This is a genomic window from Rhizobium sp. N731, assembly GCF_001664145.1.
Lineage (GTDB): Bacteria > Pseudomonadota > Alphaproteobacteria > Rhizobiales > Rhizobiaceae > Rhizobium > Rhizobium esperanzae.
Genome location: NZ_CP013601.1, coordinates 1,376,891 through 1,395,208, shown reverse-complemented (window position 1 = coordinate 1,395,208; position 18,318 = coordinate 1,376,891). Strand labels below are relative to the sequence as shown.

Below are 18,318 nucleotides of genomic sequence, written 5' to 3'. Positions count from 1 at the left end.
CGAGCGTTCGCAACTCCGGCGTACCGATGTGTCGCGCAGCAACGCGCTTGAGAGGGGGTGTCATGGAGCGGCCGACGATCAGCGTCCTCATCAACAACTACAACTACGGTTGCTTTCTTCCTCGGGCGATCGAGAGCGCCTTGCGCCAAAGGGCGTCTGATGCCGAGATCATCGTCGTCGATGACGGCTCGAGCGATCAGTCGCGCTCGATTCTCGAAGGTTATGAAAAGCGGGTGAAGGTGCTCTTCCAGGAGAACCAGGGGCAGGCCGCCGCCATTAATGCTGCTGTGAAGGCAAGCAGTGGTGACATCCTCTGTTTTCTGGATGCCGATGACTGGTGGGCGCCGGACAAGCTGTCGGCAACAGCCGCTGCTTTCCAGTCGAATCCTCGTGCATCGCTTGTTTATCACCGACTTCAGCCAACGCAGACCGATGGCTCAATGGCCTTCAAGCCAATTCCTCGAACCCTGTGTTCGGGAGATTTGTCGCTGCGCCTTGCGAGATCGGCTGGCTGGTGGCCCTTCCCACTGACATCAGCCATCGCAGTAAGACGTAGCGCCTGGAAAGCGGCAGGAGATATTCCCGAGCAGTTCCACATTTCCGCCGATGCCTGGCTCACGGGCATCTACCCATTTCTGGGGGATGTTGTCGCCCTGTCGGATTCACTCGGATTCTACCGGATTCACAACAATAACTGGTATCGGCCAGTCGATGACGCCGCCATGCTGCAAAAGCGGCTGGCCCATTGGCGGACTGTCGTTGACGCGACGAATCAGTTTCTTTCCGCGCACGGCTTAGCCGGAAGGCTGCGTCTGGCCGATCACTTTCCGTATCGGGTGGCCTCAGCCAGACTGGAGGGCGCAGATGCACGCACCCGGTTCAGACTTGCCGCCGAAGGACTTTTTTTCGCCGGAGAACCAAACTTGCTGAGGCGTATGCGTGAGGCATTGCGGACAGCCCGCGACCTTCCTCGACGCGGTCAGGCCGTTAGCTTGTCGGAGTCGGCACGATGAAGGCGCTGATGCTGGTTTCCGAACTCGAAGACTACACCATCTCCTTCGCCAGCGGTGTTGCGCAACACCTGCAGGTCGTGCTCGCAGTCCCGCGTCGGCGCTACGCCAACCTTGTCTCCTCTTTCGATCCGGCTGTCGATCTGCGCCTTTTGGACTGGCCACGGCACCGCTCGCTCTCCAATCCCTGGTTCCTGCACCAACTCACGCGTCTCATCCGGCACGAGCGGCCGAACGTGATTCACCTTCTAAGCAATTCAACGCTCTGGCTGAACTTTGCTGCGCCATTCTGGCGGCCGATCCCGCTCGTGACGACTGTCCATGACGTTGACGTGCATCCCGGCGATTCCGACACCCGAACGCTGCCGGCCTGGGCTCCGCAATTGATCGTGCGGCAATCGGGTCATGTCGTCGTCCATGGCGAGGGGCTGAAACGAATGGTTCTCGAGCGATATTCAAAATCGCCCGAGTGCGTCCATGTCCTGTCGCATCCGGCCATTCATCGCTACGCGGAACTCGCTCGGCAGCACAAGATGGCGCGGCGCCGCGCAGATGGAACCTTGCGCGTCCTGCTTTTCGGGCGGATTTTTGCTTACAAGGGGTTGGAGAATCTGGTCCGCGCCGAGGCGCTGCTGAAGGACCAGCTCCCCAATCTGCGCATCACGGTCGCCGGCCGCGGCGATGATCCCTGGATATTCCAGCCTCTTATGGGCGAAGCCGGCCGCTATGATATTCGCAACCGTTTTATCGAGGACATGGAGGTCGCCCAGCTTTTTCTGGATGCCGATATCGTTGTTCTTCCCTACACGGAAGCCTCGCAAAGCGGTGTACTCAACCTTGCCGCGGCATTTGGCAAACCGGTCATCGTGACCGATGTCGGCGAATTGCGCGCCACCGTTCTGCCGAACGGACTGGGAATGGTGGTTCGGCCAGGGGACGTCGAACAGCTCGCCAGCGCCATCCGGACACTGGCTGATAACAGCGAACTGAGAAGCAGCTTCGGGACCAGCGCGCTCGCCTGGGCCACAGGTCCGAATTCGCCTGAACAGGTCGGGGCGCAGGCTGCGGCCGTTTATCGTGAGGTGGTCGGAGCATGCGAATGACGGCGCTCACAGAGGGGAATCGGATAGCGGTGCGGAATGCAGCAGCAACCGTGCGCCACTATGTCCCGGGTGGATGCGAGAACGGCGGCGGAATTGGCAGGCTGGTCGGTTATATATCGAGAACGGCGAAGGAGGCGGGCGAAACGCACGTCGTCACCGACACCAGAGGACCGCGCTGGTCCCTGGTTACGTCGCCGATGCGCATGCTCGGCGCCATCTTGATGATGGCCAAGGATCGGATAATTGCTCCGGCGCGCATTCACCATATCCATATCGCCGGTCGCGGCAGCACCGCAAGAAAACTGATCCTCACCGAGGCTGCCCGCCTCCTCGGATGCTCTCACATATTGCACCTGCACGATTACGACTATGCGAGTGACTTTGCCGCGCGCTCGCCACGGCAACAAATGCTCATACGCCGGATGTTCCAACATGCCGACCAGGTCGTAGCGCTGGGGCAGCGCGACCGTATGACGCTAACGACGCTTCTCGGCGTGGACGAGCGCCGCGTGGTCGTCATCCGCAATTGTGTTCCCGACCCCGGCGCGCGCAGTGTTCACGTCGGCAAGATGCCGTTGATCGTCTTTCTCGGCCGACTGAGCGAACGCAAAGGCGTTGGGGAGCTTCTGCTCGCCTTAAGTCATCCGATTATGAAGGCGCTCCAGTGGCGAGCCGTGCTGGCAGGCGACGGACCTGTGGAAGACTACCGACGCCAAGCCGCAGCCCTGGGCCTTTCAGATCTGGTGAAAATGCCGGGCTGGCTCGGCGCCGACGAGGCGCAAGCCTTGTGTGCACGGGCAGATATCCTGGTCCTACCTTCGCATGCCGAGGGTTTGGCAATGGCTGTGGTCGAAGGACTCGCCCACGGGCTTGCGGTCGTTACCACGCGCGTCGGCGCGCATGGCGAAGTCATCTCCGACGGTGAAACGGGCGTCTTCGTGCCTGTCGGAGACAAGGATGCCCTGGCTGCGGCGCTGGCGAAACTCGTCAGCGATCCGGAAATCCGCAACCGCCTCTCGGCCAAGGCCCGAGCTCATTATCTCGATCAGTTCAGTATGAAGGCCTATATGCGATCGCTGGAAAAACTCTACGACGCCGTCTCCGCGCAACCTCAAACGTCGGTTGGTGAACGATGACCATTTCAACTATCCCGCCAGACCGCAACACCTCGCTCTCGTCGATGCGCTACGATCCCCGGTTTCAGGTAGAAACGAGGTCGGACGACTTCGACCTCACATCGGGCCTGCGTCTTATCCGGCGAAGGATGGCGATGATCGCTGCTATCATCACGCTGTTTATGGCGATCGCCGCGATCATGGTTTCGGGATTGAAGCCGAGTTTTCATGCCGAGTCTCGGCTGATAATCCACACGCCTCTGGCGACGAAACTCGGCCCGGAGGATTCCGGCCGCAACGATCCGCTGGACGCCGCATCGGAGACCGAACGGCTTCTTTCCAGAAGCATTGCAGAGCGGGTAATCCGCGACCTGCGGCTCGATCAGTGGCCGGAATTCAATCCGGCGCTGCAAGAGAGCTCGCTTATCGACAGGATCCGAGCAATGTTGCGCGGTCTGGTCGACAGAGAAAAACCATTCTCGCCGGTACGAAACAGCATCGAGCCAATCATCCCGAAGTACTACAAGGCATTGCGCGTATGGCGTGATGGCCAGAGCGACGTTATTCAGATCGGCTTCGATGCGAGCGATCCCCAACTGGCAGCCTCGGTCCCGAACCGGCTCATCAGCATCTATCTCGAAGAGCGGAAGGACGGTCTGCGGGGGCGCCTAGACGCGGCAGAAGAATGGGTTCTGCAGCGCATCGCCGAACAGAAGGACCGCGCTGCGGCAGCACGCGATGCCGCCGACGCGTATCAGAAAACGATGGACGTCGTCTCAAATGACGACGATCAGGTTGAACAGATCAAGTCAATAATGGAGCTGGGCGAGCGGCAAACAAAAATCGAACAAAGCCGCACTGAAGCGAGAGCAACGATATCTGCACTGGAAGCGGCTGACGACCTCTCGCTTGCCCTGCAGAATATCGTTATTCCCGACAGCATTGGCACGGCGCAACGGGAGCTTCGTACGCAGGAGCAAGATCTCGAGCGCCTTCTCGAGATATATGGCAACACCGCCGAAGCCGTTGTCGATATGCGGGCGAAAATCCTCAAATCCCGCACCGATCTCAGCCTTGCGGTCGATCGATATCTTCAATCCATCCGCTCCAAGCTTGCGGCGCTCGATCATGAGGATGACGCCGTCCGGTCGGCCTTGGCGGTTGCTCATGAGAAGCGCGCTCGCTCTGCCCTGGCGCAAACGGAGCTGGCGCGACTCCAACGCATGGCTGACAAGGAGCAGACCGCGCTTGATAAGCTCGAGGAGCAGCGCCGTGGCCTGGCTGCGCAAGCCATGCTGCCGGGAGCGGAACTGGAAGTTTTGTCACCGGCAGCAGTGCCGCTGGCACCGCAGGGGCGCGGACGACTTTTCTATCTGGTCGGCGCCCTCCTGGCTTCGATATCGATCGCGGTAACAGCCGCTTTCGTGGTCGAGATGCTGGATAACTCGGTCCGCAGCTTCGATCAGATGGCCGGAATGCCTCGTATAGCGCCAGCCGGATTCATCCCGCGCTTGAAACGGAAGGACCGGGGGGATCCATCTATGCTCTTTGGGTACATTCAAGACGGAATGTTTGACGAAGCAATTCGCTCGGTCATAACTTCGCTCAAACAGTCCAACGGTGGAAAGCTACCTAACAGTATTGTCGTGACGTCGGCTCACAGCGGAGAGGGCAAGTCGCTTGTCGCCAGATCACTGGCAATCGATCTCGCCGCAAACGGAATTCCGGTGCTGCTTGTTGATGGCGACCTCAGACACGGAAATCTCGACTCGTTTTTCAGGTCAGAGCTACAGCAGGGGTTGAACGAATTCCTGTGTGGACAGGCTGGAATCCGGGACATCATCGATCACCATCCGAGCGGCATCGATTTCATTCCGGCCGGCAATGCCACTCTCCATCGGCGCGCCCGCATGACGGATGCGGCCGACATCGTCTCGATGGCCGCCTCGTTGGGCCAAGTCGTGATCTTCGACAGCGCACCTGTGCTCGCCTCGGCTGATACGATGCATCTGACGGCCTTAGCAGAACGAACGCTCGTGGTCGTTAAATGGGGTAAGACGAGCCGTCGCGCCGTCGAATTTTGCTTACATCAGCTGAGGACCGCACGCAACGCAGAGCTCTGCGTTGCGATAAACAACGTCAATCCGAAACAACACGCCATGTACAACTTCAGCGATTCGGAATTGTTTGTGAAATCACTGAGGAAATACCACGAATTCACCTGAACCGGGAGTGCATTCACATCTGGTTCTGCCGAAACAAATTACGGAGACCGTAGTGAAGAATAAAAACAAGGTTGCGCTGATTACGGGTATAACAGGTCAGGACGGTGCTTACCTGGCCGAGTTTCTCTTGGAGAAGGGTTATATTGTTCACGGCCTCAAGCGACGCTCATCGTCATTCAACACCAGCCGCATCGAGCACCTATACGAGGATCCCCATGTCGAGAATCCCCGGTTCATCTTGCATTTCGGGGACATGACCGATTCAACGAACCTCATCCGTGTCGTTCAGGAAACGCAGCCGGATGAGATCTATAACCTCGCAGCACAGAGCCACGTTCAAGTCTCCTTCGAGACGCCGGAATATACGGCCAACGCCGATGGAACCGGCACCCTTCGGCTGCTTGAAGCAATCCGCCTCCTGGGGCTGACCAAGAAGACACGCTTCTATCAAGCGTCCACCTCGGAACTCTACGGCAAAGTGCAGGAAGTTCCGCAAAGCGAAACGACGCCTTTCTACCCTCGATCACCCTACGCAGCGGCCAAGCTCTACGCCTATTGGATCGTGGTCAACTATCGCGAGGCATATGGCATGCACGCCTCGAACGGCATCTTGTTCAATCATGAAAGTCCGATTCGCGGCGAAACATTCGTGACCCGTAAAATCACCCGGGCAGCGGCTGCGATCCATCTTGGACTGCAGGAAAGGCTCTATCTCGGCAATTTGGATGCACAGCGCGACTGGGGACATGCGCGCGAATATGTCCGTGGGATGTGGCTGATGCTGCAACAGGACGAACCGGAGGACTATGTCCTTGCAACCGGCGAAACGCACTCGGTCCGTGCCTTTGTCGACAAGGCCTTTGCCAAGGTGGGCATGCCGATTGATTGGCGTGGGACCGGAGTTGAGGAAAAGGGGTATGACAAGACATCCGGTCGGTGCGTGGTGGAGATCGATCCGGCTTATTTCCGCCCGACTGAAGTTGACCTTCTGATCGGTGATCCGACGAAGGCGCATACGAAGCTTGGCTGGAAACACGAGACCAGTCTTGATCAGCTGGTTACGGAGATGGTCCGCGAAGATCTGAAAGTCATGGCACGAAATGTTCCGGCGGTGAGCGTAACCAAGGGTTTTGCCTATGCCTGAGGTGATCTGTCGCCGGCCACCACGGCATGGTGGGCTCCGCGATCATGCGATCGTCTCGCTTCCGAGGGCTGCGAGATTCAAACACTACCCTGCACAAGGCAAAAAGCCCGGCTCGAGAGCCGGGCTTTCCTGATCGACCGAAGTCAAACTAGATTAGAACGAACGCTGCAGGCGGAAGTAGCCCGAGGTGGAGTCGTCGCCGTCTTCCGGATCGAGGTACTGAACCGAAGCCTTGGCGTAGAAGTTGTCGACGATCTGGTAATCAACCGTCAGACCAACCTTCCAGGCATCGCCGTCGGCGAAGTCGTTGCCGTCAACACCGTAGTCGCTGTAGTACTGGACGCCGGGGGTGATCTTGAGCTTGTCGGTTGCCTTGATTGCGTATTCGGCAGCGATAGCCCATTCAGCTGCGGTGTAGTAGGAGCTCGGGCCGGTGGCGTAGACGGCTGCGAGGCCGAGCGTGCCGGGACCGATGTCAACCGTACCCATTGCGCGGATAGCGCCTTCTTCGTTGTCGACGTCGTAGCCGGCAGTGATCTGGTAGCTGAAGATACCACCCTTGCCGCCGAGACCGACTGCAACGCCGACGTTGTTCGGGTCTTCGTCCGTCTTGTAGAAGCCGTCTTCCAGTTCGTCGACGCTGATGCCAGCGTAGAAAGCGTCGGTTTCGTACTGATAACGGATGGAGTTATGCAGCGTGACCGGCGAGCCGATATCGTCGGTTTCACCCGAGAGACCATCGTCCCACCAGCTGTAGAACAGACCAGCGCGGAAGCCGGCGATGTCGAGGTAAGCGGAGTCGAGCTTAGCGTTCTGATCCGAAGCGTTGTCAGCATTGAACTGCATGACGATGACGCCGGTCAGCGGACCATACTCGGTGTCGCTCTTGGCGGTGAACTGAACCTGACCGCGAGTAACGGCATCCCAGTCCGAGTCGTTGCCGCGATCGTCGGTTGCGCCGACATTTTCGCCAACGTTAACCTGGAAACGGATGTAGCCGTTGATCTTCAGGCAGGTTTCCGTGCCCGGGATGTAGAAGTAGCCGGTGCCGTAAGCGTCGCAGACGCGAACATATTCAACCGGTTCCGGCTCAGCAGCAACAATAGCGTCAGCAGCCTGAGCACCGGAAACTACTGCGAGAGCAGCAGCGGAGCCGAGAAGAAGGCTCTTGATGTTCATAAATGACCTCCAATTCAAAGTTTCGATCGGGTTTGAGATCTTTCGCTGAGCAGCGTTCCCTGCCCCATCCCCGTGTTTCAAGAAGTGGACGATCCGTCGCCCTTGCTTCCGAGGGTGAAAATACAAGACGGCGCCCGTCACGCAATCACCAACTTACTCGAATGGGTGGTTTGCGGGAGCCTTCCCGGCATTCTGTTGCCGAAAGGACACAAGTCGGGCAACCGGCCCCGATTTCCTTTATGCTTTGTTAAGAAAAGCCTGATTTTGCCGCTGCTTAGCCGAAGTCGATAAAGAGCTGGACAGTCGCTTTCCGACGCATTCGCGACACTTTTTTGACAAGTTCGGGGAGTTGCGGGAAAGACGGCAGCTCCCGAGAGCGTAACCGCACGTTCACGGATCCGCTCGCTACCGCCTGAGCGCAGAAGCGCGGGACGTGATTCCTGCCGGCGATTCTCTCTCTTCGAAGCGAAGCGATTCTACCTCGCGCGACGGCAGAGATAGCCGACCAGCGCATCGGCCCGAAAATCGGAATCGATTTTCCGTAAGCATGATGCGTAGATTCGTAGCGTTAGAGCCTCCTCGTGCGTCCGACAGGACGTACGGCGCTCTAAGCGGCTGTGATTCGCCAATGGAAAGTGAGACCAGAGATACGCTGCGGAAATCGAAGTGGCGGAGAAGATGGGATTCGAACCCACGATACGCTTTTGACGTATACTCCCTTAGCAGGGGAGCGCCTTCGACCACTCGGCCACCTCTCCGGTGCGGCCTAACTAGGGTGAGCGATCTGTGAATGCAAGGGTTTTTTGAGTTTTCACCAGAAGAAATGCAGGGGCCGGCGTTTTGGCTTTTGACGGACGGACGAGAACAATCGCTCGTCTGCGCCCACCCCCAAAAGCTCTGCCGATCGATCCTTCAGGCGCACACGCCTTACGGCGCGCGCGCTCGCGGACTCAGCTCAACAGGCTCTTCAGATCGGCCGAGGGGTCGGCGAGGATCGCTCGATCGGGATTGGCTCCGGATTCCAGCAGCTTCTTGCCGGTCACATAAGCTTTCGCGTCATTGATCGCATCGACAGCGATCAGCTGGCCTTCCCTGAAGTACCAGATCGAATGAGCCCCTTCGCGGGCGCCCGGACGCAAAAGCGTGTCGTCATAACCGAGATTGAAACCGGCGATCTGGAGTTTGACGTCGTACTGGTCGGACCAGAACCAAGGCCTCGGCTCATAAGGCTCGTCGCCGCCGGCGATGAGAGCTGCCGCAGCTTCGGCCTGGTCGACGGCGTTCTGCACCGATTCGAGCCTGATGCGCCCACCCTGCCATGGAAGTGCGGCGCAATCGCCGGCAGCAAAGATCGCCGGATCGGAGGTGCGGGCGAATTCATCGACGAGGATGCCGTTGGCGACTTCCAGACCGGCTTCCTTGGCAAGCTGGTCGTTCGGCACGACGCCGATGCCGACGACGACGAAATCGACATCGATGACCGAGTCGTCGGAAAGGGCGGCGCCGGAGACCCGGCCATCCTTGCCGATCAGATGTTTCAGGCCGGTCTTCTCGCGGATCACCACGTCGTGGCTCTCGTGGATGGCGCGCATGAGGTCGGCCGTTTCCTTCGCCGCGACGCGCTGCAGGATGCGATCGGCCATTTCGATGACCGTGACTTCGAGACCACGATGGCGGGCGACGGCGGCAGCCTCGAGGCCGATGTAACCGCCGCCGATGATGAGGACGCGACGACCGGGGCGCATTTCATCGGCGAGCAGATCGGCATCGCGCTTGTCGCGGGCGACATAGACGCCTTCGAGATCGCCGCCGATGGCCGCCGGCAGCCGGCGCGGCGTTGAGCCGGTGGCGAGCACCAGGGTGCCGTAGTCGAGAACGGAGCCGTCCTGCAGCAGAACTTGCTTGCTGTCCCGCTTGATCTCCTCGGCCCAGGTCGAAAGGCGAAGATCGACGTCGTTGTCGGCATACCAGTGTTCCGGGCGGAACAGCAGGCGGTCGAAGCTCATTTCGCCGAGCAGATATTTCTTCGAAAGCGGCGGTCGCTGATAGGGCGCCACATCCTCGGCGCCGATGAGGGTGATCGGGCGCGTATCCTTCAAAGCACGCAGTTTGGCCGCCAAGGCGAAACCCGCCTGTCCCGCGCCGATGATCACCACTCTATCCGTCACGATCTCACTCCTAAAACCAGGCTCGACACTTACGCCAAGGCCTATCCCCTGCCCCATGCGCCGTCAACGGAAAGCGGCTTCTTACATTCAGCCGATCTCGATCCAGCGACGCTCGTGGAATGACTGTGCCATGGCATGCACCGACTTCTCTATCCTGAGACCGTCTTTAAATGTCACGATCGACGACGGCTCGCCTGATATTGCCCGGATCAGCTCGCGGCACTCGATGATCTTCAGATCGTTGAAGCCGAGACCATGGCCGGGCGCCGGAATGAAGCGATCATAAGGCCGATGGGCGGGCGCCGCCAGTATCTTGCGGAAGCCCTGTTCCGAGCCAGGCCCTTCTGCCTGATAGAGTTCAAACTCGTTCATGCGCTCCTGGTCGTAGAGGATCGAGCCTTTCGAGCCGTAAATCTGCAGGGCGATGCGCCCCTTGCGACCCCAGGCGGCGCGATTCGCCATCAACACGGCGGAGATGCCGCCGCCGAGCCGCATCAGCACGTTGGCGGCATCGTGATTTTCGACGGCACGGCGACCACCCTCGCTGAGCGGACGGTCGGCATAGGGCTTCACCATGTCCGTTATGACGGCCTCGACATGGCCGAAAAGATACCAGAGCAACGACAGCGGGTGCACGGCGAAATCGTCAAGCGCACCATAGCCGGCGGAAAGCTCGCTCTTCCAATAAAAGAAGACGTCGGGATCGGCCATGAAATCCTCGTCCATTTCGACGCGGACATGATTGACCGTACCGATGACGCCGTCGCCGAGGAGCGTCCTGATGTGCCGCATGACGGGATTCTGAATGTAATTATAGCCCAGAGCGGCAACCTTGCCTGATCGTTCCGCCGTCGCCAGCATGCGCTCGGCGTCGGCGTAGGCGGGCGCCATCGGCTTCTCACACCAGACATGCTTGCCGGCTTCCAGGGCTGCAATCGCCATCTCGGCATGGAACTGGTTGGGCGTGGTGACGGAAACGACGTCGACCTCGGGGTCGGCGATCAGCGCCCGCCAGTCGGCCGTTGCCTTCTCGAAGCCGAACTCGCCGGCACGGACCTCCGCAAGCCCGGCATTGGCTTCAGCCAGGTGCACGAGCCGCGGACGCTCGACATCGCCGAACACGGTCTTTACCGCATTCCAGGCCAGCGCGTGGCACTTGCCCATATAGCCGGTGCCGATCAAACCGATGCCAAGTGGCTTCATTTTCCGTCTCCTCCAGAAGTGTGCGCGGATTTTTGGAATATTTGGATCATTTTGACAAGAGACCGTTGGCAGTCATATGGCCTTCATTCTCTCGGTGCGATTGTCCAAAACCCTTCAATTACAGGCGATTAAAAACAATTAGGCGCACCGTTTGAAATCGTCTATGCTCGGGGATATGGAATATTTGTTTCATCCCGTGAGCCGCAAGCATGGATAATGACCCCCAAAGGCACGCGCGCGTGCCGCGCGATTTCGAAAGCCTGCGCAGCACCATCATCGAGCGCAAGGCGAACATGCCGAAGCGGCTGGCGCAGGTCGCCGCTTTCGCGCTCGGCAATCCCGACGAGATCGCCTTCGGCACGACGGCGAGCATCGCGGCCGCCTCCGAGGTCCAGCCGTCGACGCTGGTGCGCCTGGCGCATCATCTTGGTTATGACGGCTTTTCCGATCTGCAGAGCATCTTCCGTGAAAGGCTGCGCGACCGAACGCTGAGCTATGAAGAGCGGCTCGTCACGCTGGAGCAAACGAGCGGCGACGACGAAGACGCCAATCTACTCTCCGGATTCATTGCCGCGGCGAACCAGTCGGTCAATCGGCTGGCCGCGACGGTGCAGAGCGAGACATTCACGAAGGCGGTGGATATCCTCGCCGCCGCCGAAACGATCTATCTGATCGCCAAGCGCCGCTCCTATCCGCTGACGGCGCATATGAGCTACGCATTTTCCAAGCTCAACATCCGCCACCAGATCGTCGCCTCGCCGAACGGAGTCGATCTTGAAATGGTGCAGTTCGCATCGCCGAGGGATGCGGCGATCGCTGCGAGCTTCTCGCCCTATGCAGCCGACAGCCTTAGCCAGAGCCAGGAGCTTGCCGACCGCGGCGTCCCGGTCATTGCGATCACCGATTCGGCCTTTTCGCCGCTTGCCGCCTGCGCCACGCATTGGTTCGAGGTGGCGGAAGCCGATTTCGCCGGCTTCCGCTCGCTTTCGGCCTCGATGGCGCTCACCATGGCGCTGCCGGTTGCGATCGCCGAGCGGCGTCGCAAGCGTCAACATCACAAAGCTGGAAAAGAGAAAATGGAATAAACATTCCGAATTGACAAAATATCGGAACCAATGTTTCATTATCGACATTCGCAGGCACTGGAAGCCGCGCAAAATCTAGCGGGAGGACATCATGGTACAAACGAATCCGGGTTCACAGCCGGAGCCGGCGCTTGATGTAATCACCATCGGCCGGTCCTCGGTCGATCTTTACGGCCAGCAGATCGGTTCGCGGCTGGAGGATATCGCCTCCTTCGCCAAATCCGTCGGCGGCTGCCCGTCCAATATCGCCATCGGCACGGCGCGGCTCGGCCTCAAGTCCGGGCTCATCACCCGCGTCGGCGACGAGCAGATGGGACGCTTCATCCGCGAGCAGGCCGCGCGCGAGGGCGTGGCGACGGACGGCATCGTCACCGACAAGGAACGGCTGACAGCGCTGGTGCTGCTGGCGGTCGAGGCGGAGGGCGTGTCGCCGATGATCTTCTATCGCTCCGACTGCGCCGACATGGCGCTCGAGGAAGGCGATATCGACGAAAACTTCATCAAATCGTCGCGCGCCGTTCTCGTTTCCGGAACGCATTTCTCGCGGCCCAACACCGAAGCCGCGCAACGCAAGGCAATCCGCATCGCCAAGGAGAACGGCCGCAAGGTGATCTTCGACATCGACTACCGGCCAAACCTCTGGGGGCTTGCCGGCCATGCGGAAGGCTTCGAACGCTATGTGAAATCCGACCGCGTCTCATCGAAGATGAAGGAAACGCTGCCCGATTGCGATCTCATCGTCGGCACCGAAGAGGAAATCCTCATCGCGTCGGGCGCCGACGACGTGCTCGGCGCGCTGAAGGAGATCCGGCGGCTGACGCCGGCGACGATTGTGCTCAAGCGCGGCGCGATGGGCTGCATCGTCTATGACGGGCCGATCGCCGACGACCTCGAAGCCGGCATCGTCGGCCAGGGCTTCCCGATCGAAGTCTTCAATGTGCTCGGTGCAGGTGACGCCTTCATGTCCGGTTTCCTGCGCGGCTTCCTGCGCGACGAGCCGCTGAAGACCTGCGCCACCTTGGCCAATGCCTGCGGCGCCTTCGCCGTGTCCCGCCTGCTCTGCTCGCCGGAATATCCGACCTGGGCGGAACTCGACTTCTTCCTGAAGACCGGCAGCAAACATCGGGCGCTGCGCAAGGACGAGGCGATCAATCATATTCACTGGGCATCGACGCGGCGCGGCGAAATCCCGCTGCTGATGGCGCTGGCGATCGACCACCGCTCGCAGCTTGTCAGCGTCGCTGATGAACTCAGCGTCGGCCATGACAAGATCGTCGCCTTCAAGCGGCTGGCGGTCGAGGCGGCAGCGCGCGTTTCGAACGGCCGCGACGGCTACGGCATGCTGATCGACGAGCGTTTCGGTCGCGACGCGTTCTTCGACGCGGCGACCAAGAATTTCTCCTGGATCGGCCGGCCTGTCGAACTGCCGGGCTCGAAGCCGCTGCGCTTCGAATTCAGCCAGGATATCGGCTCACAGCTTGTCGAATGGCCGCTCGGCCATTGCATCAAGTGCCTGTGCTTCTATCATCCCGACGATCCGGCCGAATTGAAGACGGAACAGCAGGAGAAGCTGCGCACGCTGTTCGAGGCCGCGCGCAAGGTCGGTCGCGAGCTCCTGGTGGAAATTATCGCCGGCAAGAACGGACCGCTCACCGACGATACGATCGCGACCGCGCTGGAGGAGCTCTACGCGCTCGGCATCAAGCCGGACTGGTGGAAACTGGAACCGCAGGCCTCCCGCGAAGCCTGGAAGAAGATCGATGCGGTGATCGCCAAAAATGATCCATGGTGCCGTGGTATCGTGCTTCTCGGGCTCGAAGCGCCCGCAGAGGAACTGATCTCCTGTTTCGAGGCGACGCTGGCGGCTCCCTCGGTGAAGGGCTTCGCCGTCGGACGGACGATCTTTGCCGATCCGGCGCGCGCCTGGCTCTCGGGCAACATGAACGACGAGGAGGCGATCGCCGACATGGCCGACCGCTTCCGGCAATTAACAGAGGCCTGGCTTAAGACGCGTGGGCTTCGGTAGCATAAAATTTAGACCCCTCCCCAACCCCTCCCCACGAGGGGGAGGGACTTAACCTGAGGCGCCGCCTCGAACCAGGCGGCAACCGTCCTGCTGGAAGAAGCGCTGCAATAGGCGTGAAACGGCACGGCAGGTTGGCCCCTCCCGCTTGTGGGGAGAGTTGGGGAGGGGAAACCAGACAAAGAGTTAAAAGTTCGGGAGGCCCCGATGGGCAAGACGATACGGTTGACGATGGCGCAGGCTGTCGCGCATTTCCTGAAAGTACAGATGACTGTTGTCGACGGCAAAAAGGTGCCGATCTTCGGTGGCGTCTGGGCGATCTTCGGTCACGGCAATGTCGCCGGTGTCGGCGAGGCGCTCTACCAGGTGCGTGGAGAACTGACGACCTATCGAGCCCACAATGAACAGGGCATGGCGCATGCCGCGATTGCCTATGCCAAGGCGAATTTCCGCACGCGATTCATGGCTTGCACCACCTCGATCGGCCCCGGCGCGCTGAACATGGTGACAGCCGCAGGCGTCGCGCATGTCAACCGCATTCCCGTTCTCTTCCTCCCAGGCGACGTCTTCGCCAACCGCGCGCCGGATCCGGTGCTGCAGCAGATCGAGGATTTCGGCGACGGCACGGTTTCCGCCAATGATGCCTTCCGCCCGGTTTCGCGCTATTTCGACCGAATCACCCGGCCGGAGCAGATCATCACGGCGCTGAAGCGGGCCATGCAGGTGCTGACCGATCCGCTCGATTGCGGGCCGGTGACGCTGTCGCTCTGCCAGGACGTTCAGGCCGAGGCCTTCGATTATCCGGAAAGCCTGTTCGAAGAAAAAGTCTGGGCGAGCCGCCGGCCGCAGCCGGATGCGGACGAGCTGGCAAATGCCATCGCGCTGATCAAGGCGTCTGAGAAGCCGGTGATCGTCGCCGGCGGCGGCGTGCTTTATTCGCAGGCAACGAGGGAACTCGCGGCCTTCGCCGAAACCCATGCCATCCCCGTCGTCGTCACCCAGGCCGGCAAGTCGTCGATCAACGAGACCCATCCGCTGGCACTCGGCTCGGTCGGCGTCACCGGCACCTCGGCGGCGAACGCGATCGCCGAAGAGACGGATCTCGTCATCGCCGTCGGCACGCGCTGCCAGGATTTCACGACCGGCTCCTGGGCGCTCTTCAAGAACGACAGCCTGAAGATGATCGGCCTCAACATCGCCGCCTATGACGCGGTGAAGCACGACAGCCACCCTGTGGTGGCCGATGCGCGCGAAGGGCTGAAGGCGCTTTCGGCAGGCCTTTCCGGCTGGAAGGCGCCGGCGGCACTTGCCGAGAAGGCAACGGCGGAAAAGAAGATCTGGATGGAGGCTGCCACCAAGGCTATGGCGGCGACCAACACCGCCCTGCCCTCCGATGCGCAGGTGATCGGCGCGGTGGCGCGCACGCTCGGCGGTGAGAACACGACGGTGCTTTGCGCCGCAGGCGGTCTCCCCGGCGAGCTGCACAAGCTCTGGCCGGCGACGGCGCCCGGCAGCTATCATATGGAATACGGCTTCTCCTGCATGGGCTACGAGATCGCTGGCGGGCTCGGCGCCAAGATGGCGCGCCCCGAACGCGATGTCGTCGTTATGGTCGGTGACGGTTCCTACATGATGATGAACTCCGAGATCGCGACCTCGGTCATGCTCGGCCTCAAGATCAATATCGTCATGCTCGACAATCGCGGTTATGGCTGCATCAACCGGTTGCAGATGGGCACCGGCGGCGCCAACTTCAACAATCTGCTCAAGGACTCCTATCACGAGGTGATGCCGGAGATCGATTTCCGCGCACACGCCGAAAGCATGGGCGCCATAGCCGTCAAGGTCAGTTCCATCGCCGAACTCGAGCAGGCGATCGTCGATTCGAAGAAGAACGATCGCACGTCCGTCTTCGTCATCGACACCGATCCCTTGATCACCACTGAGGCCGGCGGCCACTGGTGGGATGTCGCGGTGCCGGAAGTCAGCCCGCGCGAAGAGGTCAACAAGGCGCGCAAGGGTTATGTCGAAGCCCGCGGCTCCCAGCGCATCGGCTGAACAGGTTAGCCCCATTTTTCCGGAGGAGCGGACCCGCTCCTCCGCAATGTCTTTAAGGAGAATATTGATGAAGGCCAAACTCGGCATGTCGCCCATCGCATGGTGGAACGACGACCTTCCTGAGCTTAGCGACGATGTGTCGCTCGAAGAATGCCTGCGGCAGTCGCGCAGCGCCGGTTTCACCGGCATGGAGCAAGGGCGCCGTTTCCCGAGCAACCCGGAAGAGATGCTGCCGATCCTGCGCGCTGCCGACGTGACGCTATGCGGCGGCTGGTTCTCCGGCACGCTTGTCAATGAGGAACTGGCGGCCAACAAGGACCGCATCGCGCCGATGATCGAGCTTTTCAAGGCGGTCAATGCGCCCTGCATCGTCTATGGCGAAGTGGGCCGCTCCATCCAGGGCGACCGCTCCAAGCCGCTCGCGACCAAGCCGCGCCTCGCCGAAGACGAGATGAAGGCCTATGCGCGCCGCGTCACCGAATTCGGCGAATGGTGCGCCGACCAGGGCATGCCGCTCTCCTACCACCACCACATGGCGGCGGTGGTCGAAACCGAGCCGGAACTCGACACCTTCATGCGCAATTCGGGCGAAGGTATTCCGCTGCTGCTCGACGCCGGGCATCTGGCCTTTGCCGGCGGCGAAGTGCTGCGCGCCATCGACAATCATCACGCCCGCATCAACCACGTCCACGTCAAGGATATTCGCCAATCCGTGGTGGATGGGCTCGACCGCAGCCGGCAATCCTTCCTCGACGCCGTGGCGCTTGGCGCGTTCACCGTGCCGGGCGACGGCTCGCTCGATTTCGGCGCCATCGTCCAGCGCTTCGCCGACCATGGCTATGAAGGCTGGTTCGTCGTCGAGGCCGAACAGGATCCGCGCAAGGCGCCGCCGCAGAAGATGGCCGAGATTGGCCATGCCGAACTGATGCGCGTCATGACCGCGGCTGGTTATACTGTGGAAACGGAAGGTTTCCCGAAGGGGTAACGCGACGAAGGCCCTCCCCCGCCAGGGGGCGGGGGCAAGGCGCCCCCTCATCCGCCCTTCGGGCACCTTCTCCCCGATGGGGAGAAGGGGGAATGGAGACGGCACGGCACATCCCTTCTCCCCCGCGCCCGCTAACGTTACGAGGAGAAACACCAATGCCAAACCTCAAGGTGAAACCATCCGGCACGCATGGTCGTGTGACGCATGTCACCCCGGAGAATGCCGGCTGGACGTATGTCGGCTTCGATCTGCATCGAATCAAACCGGGTGAGACCGTTTCTGGGGAAACCGGCGAGCGCGAGGTCTGCCTGGTCTGGGTGACCGGCAAGGGCAAGGCCTCGGCCGGCGCGAAGGATTTCGGCACGCTCGGCGAGCGGATGAACCCCTTCGACGGGGCTCCGCATGCGCTTTATATCCCGACGGGCTCGACATGGTCCGTCACAGCAGAGACCGATCTGGAGCTGGCCGTCTGCTCGGCGCCCGGCGGCGGCACCTATGAGGCAAAGGCGATCCCGCCCGGCACGCATCCGCAGGTGACGCGCGGCAAGGGCACGAATGTGCGCTACGTCAACAACATCATGCCTGAGGACGATAATTCGGCGCATTCCTTGCTCGTCGTCGAGGTGATCACGCCAGGTGGCCATACCTCCTCCTATCCGCCGCACAAGCACGATCAGGACGACCTGCCGAACGAGAGCTTCCTGGAAGAGACTTACTATCATCGCCTCAACCCGCCGCAGGGTTTCGGTTTCCAGCGCGTCTACACCGACGACCGCTCGCTCGACGAGGCGATGGCGATCGAGGACGGCGACGTCACACTGGTGCCGAAGGGCTATCATCCCTGCGCGGCAACGCATGGCTATGATCTCTATTATCTCAATGTCATGGCCGGGCCCAAGCGAATCTGGAAATTCCACAATGCCGCCGAGCACGAATGGCTGCTGAAGGCATGAAGGCCGTGCTCGATCGCTAAATAATCTGACAGCGCCAAACTGTCGGTGATGGTTCACTGCCTCCATC

13 protein-coding genes and 1 tRNA gene are annotated in these 18,318 nt (G+C 60.6%); 10 read left to right on the top strand and 4 right to left on the bottom strand.

Features of this window, described 5'->3' with window-relative positions:
• Positions 1 to 62: 62 nt before the first annotated feature.
• From AMK02_RS06925 to gmd, 5 genes are read left to right on the top strand one after another with little or no spacing between them, the layout of a single operon-like run.
• The gene (locus tag AMK02_RS06925) at positions 63 to 1,013 is read left to right on the top strand and encodes a glycosyltransferase family 2 protein (protein ID WP_064801467.1); all 951 of its coding nucleotides are present in this window, start codon (positions 63 to 65) and stop codon (positions 1,011 to 1,013) included.
• Positions 1,010 to 2,113 (top strand): glycosyltransferase family 4 protein, encoded by a 1,104-nt coding sequence (locus AMK02_RS06920; protein ID WP_064801465.1) that lies wholly within the window; start codon positions 1,010 to 1,012, stop codon positions 2,111 to 2,113. Before AMK02_RS06925 ends, AMK02_RS06920 begins: the two co-directional genes overlap by 4 nt.
• On the top strand, positions 2,104 to 3,249 hold the full coding sequence (locus AMK02_RS06915) for a glycosyltransferase family 4 protein (protein ID WP_064801463.1): 1,146 nt from the start codon (positions 2,104 to 2,106) through the stop codon (positions 3,247 to 3,249). The genes AMK02_RS06920 and AMK02_RS06915 overlap by 10 nt, the downstream gene beginning before the upstream one ends.
• Positions 3,246 to 5,453 carry a GumC family protein gene (locus tag AMK02_RS06910; protein ID WP_064801461.1) on the top strand — a complete coding sequence of 736 codons (2,208 nt, stop codon included), beginning with the start codon at positions 3,246 to 3,248 and terminating at the stop codon, positions 5,451 to 5,453. Before AMK02_RS06915 ends, AMK02_RS06910 begins: the two co-directional genes overlap by 4 nt.
• 52 nt (positions 5,454 to 5,505) lie before the next feature.
• A complete protein-coding gene (gene gmd / locus AMK02_RS06905) occupies positions 5,506 to 6,597 on the top strand; it encodes a GDP-mannose 4,6-dehydratase (RefSeq protein ID WP_064801459.1) in 1,092 nt (363 codons plus the stop codon).
• 153 nt (positions 6,598 to 6,750) lie between these two features.
• Here gmd and AMK02_RS06900 read toward each other — a convergent pair whose 3' ends face one another.
• The 4 genes from AMK02_RS06900 to AMK02_RS06885 form a co-directional block, all read right to left on the bottom strand.
• Positions 6,751 to 7,776: a porin gene (locus AMK02_RS06900; protein WP_064801457.1), complete on the bottom strand. Its 1,026-nt coding sequence runs from the start codon at positions 7,774 to 7,776 to the stop codon at positions 6,751 to 6,753.
• Between the two features lie 667 nt (positions 7,777 to 8,443).
• Positions 8,444 to 8,534 (bottom strand) — tRNA-Ser (locus AMK02_RS06895).
• Positions 8,535 to 8,726: 192 nt separating this feature from the next.
• Positions 8,727 to 9,944: an NAD(P)/FAD-dependent oxidoreductase gene (locus AMK02_RS06890; protein ID WP_064801455.1), complete on the bottom strand. Its 1,218-nt coding sequence runs from the start codon at positions 9,942 to 9,944 to the stop codon at positions 8,727 to 8,729.
• Between the two features lie 87 nt (positions 9,945 to 10,031).
• Positions 10,032 to 11,147: a Gfo/Idh/MocA family protein gene (locus AMK02_RS06885; protein WP_064801453.1), complete on the bottom strand. Its 1,116-nt coding sequence runs from the start codon at positions 11,145 to 11,147 to the stop codon at positions 10,032 to 10,034.
• Positions 11,148 to 11,356: 209 nt separating this feature from the next.
• Here AMK02_RS06885 and AMK02_RS06880 point away from each other — a divergent pair, with 209 nt between their 5' ends.
• The 5 genes from AMK02_RS06880 (at position 11,357) to iolB (ending at position 18,251) form a co-directional block, all read left to right on the top strand.
• Positions 11,357 to 12,232, top strand: a complete 876-nt coding sequence (locus tag AMK02_RS06880) for a MurR/RpiR family transcriptional regulator (protein WP_064801451.1) — start codon at positions 11,357 to 11,359, stop codon at positions 12,230 to 12,232.
• A 91-nt stretch (positions 12,233 to 12,323) separates the two neighbouring features.
• Positions 12,324 to 14,258, top strand: coding sequence for a bifunctional 5-dehydro-2-deoxygluconokinase/5-dehydro-2-deoxyphosphogluconate aldolase (locus AMK02_RS06875; RefSeq protein WP_064801449.1), 1,935 nt, complete (start codon positions 12,324 to 12,326; stop codon positions 14,256 to 14,258).
• Positions 14,259 to 14,462: 204 nt separating this feature from the next.
• On the top strand, positions 14,463 to 16,313 hold the full coding sequence (gene iolD, locus AMK02_RS06870) for a 3D-(3,5/4)-trihydroxycyclohexane-1,2-dione acylhydrolase (decyclizing) (RefSeq protein WP_064801447.1): 1,851 nt from the start codon (positions 14,463 to 14,465) through the stop codon (positions 16,311 to 16,313).
• Positions 16,314 to 16,380: 67 nt separating this feature from the next.
• Positions 16,381 to 17,298, top strand: a complete 918-nt coding sequence (gene iolE / locus AMK02_RS06865; RefSeq protein ID WP_064801445.1) for a myo-inosose-2 dehydratase — start codon at positions 16,381 to 16,383, stop codon at positions 17,296 to 17,298.
• A gap of 155 nt (positions 17,299 to 17,453) precedes the next feature.
• Positions 17,454 to 18,251: a 5-deoxy-glucuronate isomerase gene (gene iolB, locus AMK02_RS06860; protein ID WP_064801443.1), complete on the top strand. Its 798-nt coding sequence runs from the start codon at positions 17,454 to 17,456 to the stop codon at positions 18,249 to 18,251.
• Positions 18,252 to 18,318: the final 67 nt, after the last annotated feature.

What these genes read in the sequence shown, in the direction of transcription:
- AMK02_RS06925 (WP_064801467.1), top strand. Translation starts at nt 63, where the DNA reads ATGGAGCGGCCGACGATCAGCGTCCTCATCAACAACTACAACTACGGT.
- AMK02_RS06920 (WP_064801465.1), top strand. Translation starts at nt 1,010, where the DNA reads ATGAAGGCGCTGATGCTGGTTTCCGAACTCGAAGACTACACCATCTCC.
- AMK02_RS06915 (WP_064801463.1), top strand. Translation starts at nt 2,104, where the DNA reads ATGCGAATGACGGCGCTCACAGAGGGGAATCGGATAGCGGTGCGGAAT.
- AMK02_RS06910 (WP_064801461.1), top strand. Translation starts at nt 3,246, where the DNA reads ATGACCATTTCAACTATCCCGCCAGACCGCAACACCTCGCTCTCGTCG.
- AMK02_RS06900 (WP_064801457.1), bottom strand. Translation starts at nt 7,776, where the DNA reads ATGAACATCAAGAGCCTTCTTCTCGGCTCCGCTGCTGCTCTCGCAGTA.
- AMK02_RS06885 (WP_064801453.1), bottom strand. Translation starts at nt 11,147, where the DNA reads ATGAAGCCACTTGGCATCGGTTTGATCGGCACCGGCTATATGGGCAAG.
- AMK02_RS06880 (WP_064801451.1), top strand. Translation starts at nt 11,357, where the DNA reads ATGGATAATGACCCCCAAAGGCACGCGCGCGTGCCGCGCGATTTCGAA.
- AMK02_RS06875 (WP_064801449.1), top strand. Translation starts at nt 12,324, where the DNA reads ATGGTACAAACGAATCCGGGTTCACAGCCGGAGCCGGCGCTTGATGTA.
- iolD (WP_064801447.1), top strand. Translation starts at nt 14,463, where the DNA reads ATGGGCAAGACGATACGGTTGACGATGGCGCAGGCTGTCGCGCATTTC.
- iolE (WP_064801445.1), top strand. Translation starts at nt 16,381, where the DNA reads ATGAAGGCCAAACTCGGCATGTCGCCCATCGCATGGTGGAACGACGAC.
- iolB (WP_064801443.1), top strand. Translation starts at nt 17,454, where the DNA reads ATGCCAAACCTCAAGGTGAAACCATCCGGCACGCATGGTCGTGTGACG.